Below are 11,057 nucleotides of genomic sequence, written 5' to 3' on the forward strand. Positions count from 1 at the left end.
ATACCTCCACTAGGGTCTACTCATGGCTGACTTCGACCCTGTGACGAAAGCCGTCGTGCCCGCCGCGGGTCTGGGCACCCGGTTCCTTCCGGCGACCAAGGCGACACCGAAGGAGATGTTGCCCATCGTCGACAAGCCCGCGATCCAGTATGTCGTCGAGGAGGCAGCCTCCGCTGGGCTCCTCGACGTCCTCATGGTCACCGGCAAGAATAAACGCTCCATCGAGGATCACTTCGACCGCGCGTTCGAGCTGGAGGAGGCCCTTGAGGCCAAGGGCGACGAGCACCGGTTGTCCCAGGTACGCGAGCCGGCCTCGCTGGCGACGCTCCACTACGTACGTCAGGGCGAGCCCAAGGGGCTCGGCCACGCGGTGCTCTGCGCCAAGCAGCACGTCGGCGGCCACCCCTTCGCCTGTCTGCTCGGCGACGACCTGATCGACTATCGCGATCCGCTGCTCAAGCGCATGATCGAGGTGCGTGACACGTTCGGCGGGAGCGTGATCGCGCTGATGGAGGTGCCCAAGGAGCAGGTCTCCCTGTACGGCGTCGCGACCATCGAGGCGACCGCCGACGACGACGTCGTACGCGTGACGGACCTGGTGGAGAAGCCGCCGGCCGACGAGGCGCCGTCCAACTGGGCGATCATCGGGCGCTACGTGATCGACCCCGCCGTGTTCGAGGTGCTGGAGAACACGCCGCCGGGGCGCGGGGGCGAGATCCAGCTCACCGACGCGCTGCGCACGCTCGCCGGACGCGGGTCCGGGGACGGCGGGCCCGTGCACGGGGTGCTGTTCAGAGGGCGCAGGTACGACACCGGCGACAAGTTGGACTATTTGCGGACGGTGGTGAAGTTCGCGGCGGGCCGGGAGGACCTGGCGCCCGATTTCGTGCCGTGGCTGCGGGAGTTCCTCGATGAAATCGGTTGACGAGCATCTGGCTGAGATCCTGGCCACTGTTCGTCCGCTGGCGCCGCTGGAGCTGGAGTTGGAGCAGGCGCTGGGGGCGACGCTGGCCGAGGAAGTGGTGTCGCCGGTGCCGCTGCCGCCGTTCGACAACTCGGCCATGGATGGCTATGCCGTACGGTCTGCCGATATTTCGGATGTTCCGGTTACGTTGCCGGTGACGGACGATGTGGCGGCCGGGTCCGAAGAGCTGCGGGCCGTGGGGCCCGGGCACGCCGTACGGATCATGACCGGTGCTCCCATGCCCGCCGGGGCCGATGCCGTGGTGCCGGTCGAGTGGACGGACGGGGGGACGGTCACCGTACAGATCTCCCGGCCGGTGAGCGCCGGCAACGCGATCCGGCTCGCGGGCGAGGACGTGCAGGCCGGCGAGGTCGTGCTCAAGCCGGGCACGGTGATCGGGCCCTCCCAGCTCGGGATCATCGCCGGGGTGGGGCGGCGGCGGGTCTGGGCGCGGCCCCGGCCCAGGGTCGTCGTCATCTCGACGGGCGCGGAGCTGGTCGAGCCGGGTGGTCCGCTGGCTCCCGGGCAGATCTGGGACTCCAACAGCTTCACGCTGACCGCCGCCGTGCGGGAGGCCGGAGGTGAGGGGTTCCGGGCGGGGTCCGTCGGGGACGATCCGCGCGTACTCCTCGATCGGCTCGACACCCACCTGATGCGGGCCGATGCGATCATCACCAGCGGTGGTGTGTCCATGGGGGCGTACGAGCCGGTCAAGGAGGCTCTGTCGCCGCTGGGAACCGTCCGGTTCGAGAAGGTGGCGATGCAGCCGGGGATGCCGCAGGGGTTCGGCGTGCTGGGGGAGGACCAGGTGCCGATCTTCGCGCTGCCCGGCAACCCGGTGTCGTCCTATGTGTCTTTCATGCTGTTCGTACGTCCGGCGCTCGACAAGATGCGCGGGCTCCCGGCGGACATGCCGGAATCGGTGACCGCCCGCCTGACCAGGCCGGTGCGCTCGCCCGCCGGACGGCGGTCGTTCCTGCGCGGCGTGCTGGCCTCGGACGGCACGGTGTCGCCGGTGCACGGGCAGGGCTCGCATCAACTCGCCGCCCTGGCCTCGGCGAACGCGCTGATCGTGGTGGCGGAGGACGTGACCGAGATGCCCGAGGGGGCGACTGTCGAGGTGATCCGGCTGTGAGCGACTCGGGGCTGACCCATGTGGATGAGACCGGGGCCGCTCGCATGGTGGACGTCTCCGCCAAGGACGTGACGGCTCGCACCGCCACGGCGACCGGGCGGGTGCTGCTGTCGGGCGAGGTCGTGGAACTGCTGCGGTCCGGCGAGGTGCCCAAGGGCGACGCGCTGGGCGTGGCGCGGATCGCGGGGATCATGGGGGCGAAACGGACGCCCGATCTGATCCCGCTCTGCCATCCGATCGCGTTGCACGGGGTGAAGGTCACGCTGGACGTCGAGGACTGGGGCGTGGCGATCACCTGCCGGGTGAAGACGGCCGACCGCACCGGTGTGGAGATGGAGGCGCTGACGGCGGTCTCCGTGGCCGCGCTGGCGCTGATCGACATGGTCAAGGCGGTCGATCCGGCCGCGGTGATCACCGATGTGCGGGTGGAGGAGAAGCTGGGCGGCAAGACCGGCCGCTGGACCAGGGAGCCGGAATGATCCGCGCACTCGTGATCACGGTGTCGAACCGGGCGTCGGCCGGGGTTTATGCGGATAAATCCGGGCCGCTGCTCGTCGACCTGCTGCGCCGCGATGCGGGCTGCGAGGCCGTGGAGGGCCCCTTGGTGGTGCCCGACGGAGAGCCGGTCGAAGGAGCGCTCCGTGACGGGGTGGCGCAGGGGTACGACGTCATCGTGACCACCGGGGGGACTGGGTTGACGCCCATGGATCTGACCCCGGAGATGACGGCCCGAGTAATTTCTCGGGAAATTCCCGGTATAGCTGAGGCCATTCGGCTGGCGAATCGGGAAAAGGTCCCGACCTCGATTCTGTCCAGAGGACTGGCCGGCCAGGCGGGCGCTACCTTGATCGTTAATTTGCCCGGATCGTCGGGTGGCGTACGCGATGGCGTCGCCGTACTCGCGCCGATTCTCCAGCATGCGGTCGATCAGATCCGGGGAGGCGATCACCCGCGCTGATCGCGGTTCCCTGATGCGTGGCGACATCGTGCCCGTTGGGGGGATGATGAGTGGGTGGATCGACTTCGTGGCTGGCCGGTGACCCTGAACGAAGGTCCGGTAGGCCTCCGGCCGCTGCGGCTGAGCGACGTGCGCGTGTGGCGCGAGACCCGGCTGCGAAACGCCGACTGGCTACGCCCCTGGGAACCCAGCAATCCCGAGACACCGCTGTTCAGGACCGGGCTCGGCCCGTACGTCTCCATGGTCGGCACCCTGCGCCGCGAGGCCCGGCAGGGCCTGGCGATGCCGTGGGTGATCACGTACGGAGGGCGCTTCGCGGGGCAGCTGACCGTGGGCGCGATCGTGTGGGGCGCCGCCCGTTCCGCCCAGGTCGGCTACTGGATCGACGGCGCGCTCGCCGGGAAGGGGATCACCCCCACCGCCCTCGCCATGGCCGTTGACCATTGCTTCTTCACCACGGGGCTGCACCGGCTGGAAGCGAACATCCGCCCCGAGAATCAAGCCAGCCGACGGGTGGTTGAGAAGCTCGGATTCCGGGAAGAAGGCATTCGGCGGCGCCAACTCCACATCGACGGGGCCTGGCGCGATCACATTTGCTACGCGTTGACCGCTGAGGACATTCCTGGCGGCCTGCTCGTGCAGTGGCGTCGCGCGCGTGAGTCAGCTGCTCACGGGGGGCCTTCCGTCGAAGAGGTTTGACGATCTCGCGACACACCGCACCGAATGCTCGTCAATTAGTGACACGCGGTCTTACGGTGCGTGACGTGAGCACATTGAAGGCGCGACGAGCACACTCGCGTCTTTGTGCTGCCCGGAGGTGCCCATGAGTAGCGCCTTCCTCTATCTGGTCATCGTCGTGATGTGGCTTTGCGTCCTGATCCCGATGTGGCTGCGCAAGGACAAGACGAACCTGGCCGAGCTGGCCGAGCTCGAAGAGCACTACACCGGCGAACACCAGCTTCCCGATCTCGACAACCTGGACCCATCGGACGCGGACGAGGACGACGGGTCGTCTCCTGCCGAGGTCGAGAAGGTCGATGTGCGCCAGTTCCGGCTCCGGCGCCGCGCCATCATCGTGGCCCGCCGGAGGCGGCTGCTGTTCTTCACCACGCTGCTGGTGCTGGCCTCTGTCGTGACGGCCGCGGTCAAGATGATCCCGTGGTGGGCCGTGGCTCCCTCGGTCGTCATCATGTTCGCGTACATGGCGTTCCTCCGCATCGCCGTACAAGTCGATAGGGAACGCCGCGAACGGGGCCGTCAGGCGCGCGCTGAGCGCCTGCGGCGCGCACGTGAGCGGCGGCGGGCCGCGGAGGAGGCCGCCCAGGCTGAGGTCATCGATCTCGCGGCGCTGCAGGCGGACGTTCTGTTCGATCAGTACGCCGAACCGCCCAAGCGGGCGGTGGGCGACTGAAACGTTGGCGCGAGGACCCCTCAGAGTTTGCTAATCTGGTCGAGTCCTTGGGGATGTAGCGCAGTCCGGTAGCGCACTTCGTTCGCATCGAAGGGGTCAGGGGTTCGAATCCCCTCATCTCCACCAGGAAGATGCAAGTGAGAAGGGTCTTCGGAGTAATCCGGGGGCCCTTTTCTCATGTCTGGGAGCCGATCGGGGAGCCATCCCGTCGGATTTTCTGCGGCCGTTCCGAGGCCCGGTCGCTTGGTGATCTTGCGGAATGCCGGCCCGCACGTTCGAGGCGTTCGGTGAGGTGCCGGCGCCCGTGCAGAGGACCAGGTGGTGTCGTCAAGCCTGCCCGAAGTCGGTGCAGTGTGCGATCGTCGCATCGTCCGCCGCCACCGCGTGATGTGCCTCCGCCTGCCGGACCCGGCGAATGATTTCGTCTGGTCCGCTCGACGCCAGGACGGCCATGACCCCTGGCCAGTCGGTGAGCCCGAACCGGTCCACGATGCCGCCGGCGCCATTGCTGAGGAGCACGACGCCGGCATCGGTCAGCTCGGAGATCGGACAACTTCCGGTGATGGCCTCGTCCGCCGCCCGCGGGTCGTCCTTGGCCACCCAGAAGCCACCCGGTTGGTTCCGGTTCGAGCGTAAGTCGTTGAGGATCCGGTGGTACTCGTCACTGCCTCTGGCGGCGGTCTCCAGCGCGGGCTCGTACGAGCGGCTGATCACGACCTCCCGGGGATCGGAGACGACGAGCGGCGCGCTGTCCGCTTTGTCGAGCACGACGTACGCGTCGCCGAGCACCAGGTACTCGACGAGGCCATTGGACAGGCGCAGGATGGTTACCGCCGCCGACGGGCTTATGCGGTTGGCGACGTCGCAGGTGTCCCGATGATCGTCCGTAACCTGCTCGATGGCATCGGCGAGCACTGCCGGAAGGTCGCGGTCCTGTGCGAGTGACAGGAGACCGAGGAGACTGCCTCCCAAGCGGTTGGCATACCAGGCCACGCCGTGCCGGCAGATCGATTCCGTGCCGGGGATGCCGGCACCGTCGACCAACACGGCCGCCGTCGGCAAGGCCCCGGTGAAGTCCTCGTTCGCGCGGTCGGCCCGCCCCGCGGCAGCGCTCGCCATGGCCACCCGCATGTCCTACCGCCGCCCTCTCGCCGATCAGAGCGTCCACCGTAACAATCACCGGCCCGCCGAAACGTACACAGCTGCAGTCGGGGAAGCTCGTCGTCCCTGCGGGTCCGTGGAGCGGCGAGCCCGTGTGCTGGGCTCCAGCCGGCCCGCGTCCGTCGTGTGACGGATCACGCATTGCGATGCTCTTCTCCGTTTTCCACCATCGCTTGCCGAATGACGAGAAGATCACGCGCATGTGCTTACGCCGTCACCGCCTTCCCTCAGGAGCAGCCCTGTGACCACGACACCGATCGACCTCGAGGTCGGCGCCATCATCGATGCCTACCGGACCTGCGAGTTCGCCAACCCTCGGGGCTGACGGCACCCCGCTGACCTGGCCCACTGCGGCCTGGCGCCGGGCAGATGGCACGCTGCTCGTCACCACCAGCCTGGCCTTCGCGCAGAAGGCGCTCAACGTCCGCCGGGACGGACGCGTCGCACTGCTCTTCTCCGACCCCACTGGCAGCGGCCGCGCCGATGCGCCTCAGGTCTTCGTCAGCGGAACCGCGACCTGCCCCGATGAGATCCGGACCGGGCCGGACGAGGCGGTTGAGTACTGGCGTACGCTCTTCGAACGGCAGCCGCACAGCCGAAGCTACGTCCGGGCCCCCGGCCGGTGGTTCATGGACTGGTACTACCTGCGGCTCTTCATCACCGTGACACCCACCCGGGTCGAGGTACGGCCACCGCTCGCCGAGTTGACCGCCGCCGAACAGCCCGCGGCACCAGCCACCACGGACCTGCCCGGCGCTGACCTGATCGCCCGCTTCCCGAGCGCGGTCCTCGGCGCCCGGGACGACTCCGGGGCACCGCTGCTGGTGCGCACGCGGCCAAGGGCCACCGCCGACGCCTTCACCATCGCGACGGACGCCGCCGATGGCATCGTGCCGGGCACGGCCAGCCTGCTCGTGCACCGGCACGACGAACGGCTCAACGCCATGCACAACGCGCTGATCCGCGGCGAACTTCACGCCGACGGCGACCAATGGACGATGGTCCCGCGGAAAGTGATCGAGCCGGCCGGATCCGGCCGCATCAGCGACGCGTTCCCCACCCTGCGCAACGCCCGCCGCTCCACGCTCCGCTACCTGGAGCGGCGCGGCCTGTCCCGGCCCCGGGTTCAGTGGGACCAGTTCCAGCTGCTCGCCACATCCGGCAACGACGCATAACGCCGGCTGGGCAGGACGGCAGGGTCACCGGCCCTGCAGTCCGCAGCCCTCACCGGGCGTCGGTGAGGAGCCGACGAAACGCCGGATTCGGGTCGGCGCGACGGCGTCGCAGGGCTCGAGTGCCTGCGATGAGGACGACGGAGACGGCGCGGCGGCGGGTGACCGGCGCGAGAGCAGGTATCCCGTCAGCGCGGCGAGCAGGCCGGCCAGACCGGCCGCCGCGAAGCCGCCCGCCGGCACGGACGCGTCGATCGCCACTCCCACGACCGGGGAGCCGAGCGCGAACCCCGCGCTCGCCGCCGAGGATTGCAGGCCGGTCGCCTCACCTCGTACACCGGCCGGCGTCAGCCGGCTCACCGCGTCGGAGACCGTGGAAAGGGTCGGTGCGGTGAGCAGCCCGGCACCGATGACGGCCACGCACAGCCAAGGCCAGTCATGGGCGAGTCCGGCCGGAATCGTCACCAGCCCGAGCAGGCTGAGCAGCAGCCAGGTGGGCATCGGCCGGGGCAGCGCTCCGTACACCAGACCGCCCACGACGGACGACACCCCGAGCACGGCGATGACCACGGCCGCCCACGAGACCTGGCCGGCTTCTCGAAGAGTGGCGACGATGGCCAGGTCGACGCCGCTGAGCAGCATCGCGACGCCGAACCCCATCGTCAGAACAGCGACCATGCGCGCTCCCAGCCACTCCCGGCGCCGGGGCCGGCCCGCTGCCTCGCCGTCCACCTCGTCCTCGGCCCGCAGCGGCGGGTTGAGCAGGGCGATCCCTGCCCCGCCGGCGACGATCGCGGCGCCCACTCCCCATGCCACCACGCCGGGGGACACCGTCGCCGCGCACAGGATGACCACCGCCGGCCCCACCATGTACGACAGCTCGCCCGCCACCGACTCCAGCGCGAACGCTGCCCGCCGCTGCTCTGCCGCCGTCATCGCGGCGATCGCCTGCCTGGTAACCGATTGGACCGGCACCATCAGCAGACCGGCGGCGAAGGAGGCGCCCAGCAAGATCACGTACGGCAGCACGGGCACGGTCAGCCAGAACACGAGCTGCGGCACAACCGTGGCCAGCAGTACGGTACGCAGGCCCCGCCGGTCGATCATCCGCCCCAGCAGCGGCCCGCCCAGCGCGACACCGGCGGTGAGCGCCGCCACCACGGCTCCCGCCGCCGCGTAACTCATGTCGAGGGCAACGACGACGTACATCGTCAACGCCATCGCGTCCGCCGTGATCGCGGTACGCGCGAGCAGCGAGATGCCAAGCAGCGGCGTCATCCCCGGCACCGCGAGCACCTGGCGAAATCTGGTCACCGTTTTGACGCTAGATCACCCGTTGTGCCATAGGAAGTCGTTAATTCATTGGAACCGACATAATGAACGCTTATGGCACGTGATCTGGAGACCGCACTGCTGCGCTCGTTCGTCACCGCCGTACGAGCGGGCAGCATCAGCCGTGCGGCGGCGGCGCTCGGCCGCACCCAGCCCGCGCTCAGCCAGCAGTTGCGCAAGCTCGAGAGGGATGTCGGCAGCCCGCTGCTGCACCGGGCGCCGTCCGGCGTCTCGCTGACCCGGGCGGGTGAGGAACTGCTGCCCTACGCCGAGCGCATTCTCGCGCTGTCGGCACAGGCACTCGCCGAAACGGGACGTACGCTCACCGGGCATTGCGGGGTGGGACTCCTCGAAGATCTCGCCGCTTCCCGCCTTCCTCAGGCACTCGCCGACCTCGCACGGCTGCACCCCGACACGACACTGGAGGTCCTCAGCCTCTCCAACGCGGCGATGCGGGAGGCCTATGACACGGGCCGTGTCCAGCTCGTGCTCGACGAGGCCGCGGTTCTTCCCTGGCCGCCGCGCTGGACGGTGCGTCTGCCGCTGGTCTGGGCGGTCGGGCAAGGTGTCGCCACCGACGCCGATCCGCTGCCGGTGGTGCTGTTCTCGAACGCGTGCGCCTGGCGAACGTCCGTGCTGGAAACGATGGAAGGCACAGGGCGCCGCTGGCGGGTGGCGTTCGAGAGCAACAGTCTCGCCGGAGTACTCGCCGCGCTACGGGCCGGGCTCGGAGTCGCGGCACTCCTGCCCGCCAACCTCGAGCCGGCCATGGCCTGCCACGACGCGGCGGCGTTGCCTGCTCTGCCGGACGTCGAACTCGGCCTTGCCCGCCACCCCGGTACCGAAGGTGATGCGCTGATCGACGCTGTGGAGACCGCCCTGCGGCGGATGCTCTGAGCCGTAAGCCTGTCCCCGCCGGCCGCCGGGAGGTCTCAAGGGACCGCATCGGGGTGGCGCGGCGTACCGGCGGTTCCGTTGCCGCTGGACGTCCGACACCCTGCACCCCGAGGGCGACTCGCCTTCCGCCCGGTCGGGGACGACGAGGAAGTCGTCGTCCCCGCAAAGCCCGACGACGTGGCATGGAGACGGCCGCGTGTGGAGATCGCGTGATGGCCCGCCGATGTCACTCCTGGTCGCGAGGTGTCACTGGAGTGCCAGGGGCTAACTGATCAGGCTTCTGATCGCCGCGGCGACGGCGTCGGGTTGAGTTTCCGGTAGAAAGTGCCCACCCGGCAGCATCAGGGTGCGGACATCCGGCGCCCAGCCGTGCCAGATCGCCGAGGGGTCGAACGGCAGGACCATGTCGCCGGGGTCCTGCCAGATCGCCAGGGTAGGAGGTTTGACGCGCCGGTCGGCCTGCCGATCCTCGCTGTCGTGGGCCACATCGACGAAGGCGCTGGCCCGGTAGTCCTGGCAGATGGCGTGGATCGTTTCCGGATTGCGCGTCGCGGCCAGGTATGCCTCACGGACGTCGGCGTCGAATGTGCCGGGCTCGGCCCAGGCATCGAGGAAGTGGCCGAAGAACGTGTCGGGGTCAGCGCCGATCATCCGCTCGGGCAGGTCGTTGAGCTGCGCGAGGAAATACAGGTGGAAACCGAAGACGCCACCCACGCCCGCCAGCGACGCCCACATGTCGGCAGTGGGGATGACGTCGATCACGCCGAGGTGAGCGACGGCGTCGGGGTGATCCAACGCGGCGCGGAAGGCGACCAGCGCTCCACGGTCATGACCGACCAGGCTGAAACGGTCGTGGCCGAGCTGCCGCATCAGTGCCACCATGGTCGCCGCGGTCACACGCTTGGCGTACTGTTCGTGGCCACCCTCCGGCTTGGCGCTGGCCCCGTAGCCGGGCAGGTCGGGGCAGATGACGCGGAAGCCGTCTGCCAGCGCCGGAGCGACATGCCGCCAGGTCAGATGGGTCTGTGGGAAGCCGTGAAGCAACAGCAGCGGTGGTCCCTCTCCTCCTGAAGCCACATGGAGGTCAAGGCCGTCCACCCGGACCGTGTGTTCGTCGAAGCCTGAGATCGTTGAGGGCATCGGCTCAGGCTGCCATCAGCAACCGACAATTCTTCGCCCAGCGGGAAGTTGGCACTCCGGTACGGCGACGCCCGCGCGGGAATGCCCAGCGGCGGCGTGCTGCTGTGGCTCGTGCCGCAGGTCACGTCGAAGAACGCGCCGCCGACCGCGCTGGGGGCGACGATGGCGCTCTGCCTGGGTGCGTCCGCGCTGGGCCCCGTCGCGGTGCGGGGGATGGGATGGCTGCTCGGAGCCCTGGCGGCCCGGCTCGATCCGGGCGCCGGGATGCCGGCCAGGTCCTCGCTGGTCGCCCAGCCGCGCCGGGCGATGGCGGTGGCGTCGCCGGTGATGTTGACCGTGGCGCTGGCGTGCACGTTCCTGTTCGCCGTGGCGACCTCCGATGCGGTGGCGGGGGTGACCCGTACCGGGCCGTCGGCGTGGGCGGCCTGGTGCTGGTCTGCGCGGTGAGTGGCCTGGCGGGAGGACTGGCCGCCACGCGGCGAGTACGGCGCCGGGCCCTTCTGTCCGATTGAGGCAGGGAGGAAGCGGTTTTCACCGTACGTGCGTGCCTGTGGGGAACTCCTCGATGCCGAGCACCAGCAGCAGCTCCAGCCGCTCGCGGGATTCGGCGTCCGCCGGGGTGAGCACCAGCAGTTCCTGACCCTGATCGGGGGTGACCAGGGTCTCGCAGTCCATCACCAGGCGGCCCACCCGCGGGTGCAGCAGGGTTTTGCGGTCGCCGCGCCGTACGGCCACCTCGTGCTCGGCCCATAGCCGGCGGAAGTCGGCGCTCGCGGCCTGCAACCGGTCGACGAGCCCGGCGACCACGGGGTCGCCGGAGCGGCGGGCGAGCACCTGGACGGGCCGCGCCCGTCGAAGGAGGCATTCCTGCACGCCGCCTTCTACCG

The 11,057-nt window shown here is 69.5% G+C and carries 13 protein-coding genes and 1 tRNA gene; 10 read left to right on the forward strand and 4 right to left on the reverse strand.

Features of this window, described 5'->3' with window-relative positions; all coding sequences use genetic code 11:
- The first annotated feature begins 22 nt into the window (after positions 1 to 22).
- The 7 genes from galU (at position 23) to ACWEPL_RS38950 (ending at position 4,594) form a co-directional block, all read left to right on the forward strand.
- The gene (gene galU, locus ACWEPL_RS38920) at positions 23 to 925 is read left to right on the forward strand and encodes a UTP--glucose-1-phosphate uridylyltransferase GalU (RefSeq protein WP_350725960.1); all 903 of its coding nucleotides are present in this window, start codon (positions 23 to 25) and stop codon (positions 923 to 925) included.
- Entirely contained in the window at positions 912 to 2,099 is a 1,188-nt protein-coding gene (gene glp, locus ACWEPL_RS38925) for a molybdotransferase-like divisome protein Glp (RefSeq protein WP_397372045.1), read from the forward strand. The genes galU and glp overlap by 14 nt, the downstream gene beginning before the upstream one ends.
- Positions 2,096 to 2,578, forward strand: coding sequence for a cyclic pyranopterin monophosphate synthase MoaC (gene moaC, locus ACWEPL_RS38930; protein WP_185068725.1), 483 nt, complete (start codon positions 2,096 to 2,098; stop codon positions 2,576 to 2,578). Before glp ends, moaC begins: the two co-directional genes overlap by 4 nt.
- On the forward strand, positions 2,575 to 3,057 hold the full coding sequence (locus ACWEPL_RS38935) for a MogA/MoaB family molybdenum cofactor biosynthesis protein (RefSeq protein WP_452439123.1): 483 nt from the start codon (positions 2,575 to 2,577) through the stop codon (positions 3,055 to 3,057). Before moaC ends, ACWEPL_RS38935 begins: the two co-directional genes overlap by 4 nt.
- Before the next feature lie 54 nt (positions 3,058 to 3,111).
- Positions 3,112 to 3,756 carry a GNAT family N-acetyltransferase gene (locus ACWEPL_RS38940; RefSeq protein WP_192788162.1) on the forward strand — a complete coding sequence of 215 codons (645 nt, stop codon included), beginning with the start codon at positions 3,112 to 3,114 and terminating at the stop codon, positions 3,754 to 3,756.
- Between the two features lie 124 nt (positions 3,757 to 3,880).
- The gene (sepX, locus tag ACWEPL_RS38945; protein WP_452439124.1) at positions 3,881 to 4,468 is read left to right on the forward strand and encodes a divisome protein SepX/GlpR; all 588 of its coding nucleotides are present in this window, start codon (positions 3,881 to 3,883) and stop codon (positions 4,466 to 4,468) included.
- Between the two features lie 49 nt (positions 4,469 to 4,517).
- A tRNA-Ala gene (locus tag ACWEPL_RS38950) sits at positions 4,518 to 4,594 on the forward strand.
- A gap of 201 nt (positions 4,595 to 4,795) precedes the next feature.
- Here the strand turns inward: ACWEPL_RS38950 and ACWEPL_RS38955 are convergent.
- Positions 4,796 to 5,593 (reverse strand): integrase, encoded by a 798-nt coding sequence (locus ACWEPL_RS38955; RefSeq protein WP_452439125.1) that lies wholly within the window; start codon positions 5,591 to 5,593, stop codon positions 4,796 to 4,798.
- Positions 5,594 to 5,913: 320 nt separating this feature from the next.
- On the opposite strand from ACWEPL_RS38955, the gene ACWEPL_RS38960 reads away from it, so the two are divergent.
- On the forward strand, positions 5,914 to 6,804 hold the full coding sequence (locus ACWEPL_RS38960; RefSeq protein ID WP_452439126.1) for a hypothetical protein: 891 nt from the start codon (positions 5,914 to 5,916) through the stop codon (positions 6,802 to 6,804).
- A gap of 24 nt (positions 6,805 to 6,828) precedes the next feature.
- Here ACWEPL_RS38960 and ACWEPL_RS38965 read toward each other — a convergent pair whose 3' ends face one another.
- The gene (locus tag ACWEPL_RS38965; RefSeq protein WP_452439127.1) at positions 6,829 to 8,115 is read right to left on the reverse strand and encodes an MFS transporter; all 1,287 of its coding nucleotides are present in this window, start codon (positions 8,113 to 8,115) and stop codon (positions 6,829 to 6,831) included.
- A gap of 72 nt (positions 8,116 to 8,187) precedes the next feature.
- Between ACWEPL_RS38965 and ACWEPL_RS38970 the strand changes: the two genes are divergently transcribed.
- On the forward strand, positions 8,188 to 9,030 hold the full coding sequence (locus ACWEPL_RS38970) for a LysR family transcriptional regulator (protein WP_452439128.1): 843 nt from the start codon (positions 8,188 to 8,190) through the stop codon (positions 9,028 to 9,030).
- Positions 9,031 to 9,294: 264 nt separating this feature from the next.
- Here ACWEPL_RS38970 and ACWEPL_RS38975 read toward each other — a convergent pair whose 3' ends face one another.
- On the reverse strand, positions 9,295 to 10,170 hold the full coding sequence (locus tag ACWEPL_RS38975) for an alpha/beta fold hydrolase (protein ID WP_452439129.1): 876 nt from the start codon (positions 10,168 to 10,170) through the stop codon (positions 9,295 to 9,297).
- A gap of 48 nt (positions 10,171 to 10,218) precedes the next feature.
- Between ACWEPL_RS38975 and ACWEPL_RS38980 the strand changes: the two genes are divergently transcribed.
- The gene (locus ACWEPL_RS38980) at positions 10,219 to 10,617 is read left to right on the forward strand and encodes a hypothetical protein (protein WP_452439130.1); all 399 of its coding nucleotides are present in this window, start codon (positions 10,219 to 10,221) and stop codon (positions 10,615 to 10,617) included.
- An 84-nt stretch (positions 10,618 to 10,701) separates the two neighbouring features.
- On the opposite strand, the gene ACWEPL_RS38985 is transcribed toward ACWEPL_RS38980, so the two are convergent.
- Positions 10,702 to 11,057 (reverse strand): MmyB family transcriptional regulator (locus tag ACWEPL_RS38985; protein ID WP_452439131.1); only part of this gene is annotated, 356 nt, incomplete at its 5' end.

The sequence above is a fragment of the Nonomuraea sp. NPDC004186 genome, from assembly GCF_053603495.1.

What these genes read in the sequence shown, in the direction of transcription:
- galU (WP_350725960.1), top strand. Translation starts at nt 23, where the DNA reads ATGGCTGACTTCGACCCTGTGACGAAAGCCGTCGTGCCCGCCGCGGGT.
- glp (WP_397372045.1), top strand. Translation starts at nt 912, where the DNA reads ATGAAATCGGTTGACGAGCATCTGGCTGAGATCCTGGCCACTGTTCGT.
- ACWEPL_RS38935 (WP_452439123.1), top strand. Translation starts at nt 2,575, where the DNA reads ATGATCCGCGCACTCGTGATCACGGTGTCGAACCGGGCGTCGGCCGGG.
- sepX (WP_452439124.1), top strand. Translation starts at nt 3,881, where the DNA reads ATGAGTAGCGCCTTCCTCTATCTGGTCATCGTCGTGATGTGGCTTTGC.
- ACWEPL_RS38960 (WP_452439126.1), top strand. Translation starts at nt 5,914, where the DNA reads ATGCCTACCGGACCTGCGAGTTCGCCAACCCTCGGGGCTGACGGCACC.
- ACWEPL_RS38970 (WP_452439128.1), top strand. Translation starts at nt 8,188, where the DNA reads ATGGCACGTGATCTGGAGACCGCACTGCTGCGCTCGTTCGTCACCGCC.
- ACWEPL_RS38975 (WP_452439129.1), bottom strand. Translation starts at nt 10,170, where the DNA reads ATGCCCTCAACGATCTCAGGCTTCGACGAACACACGGTCCGGGTGGAC.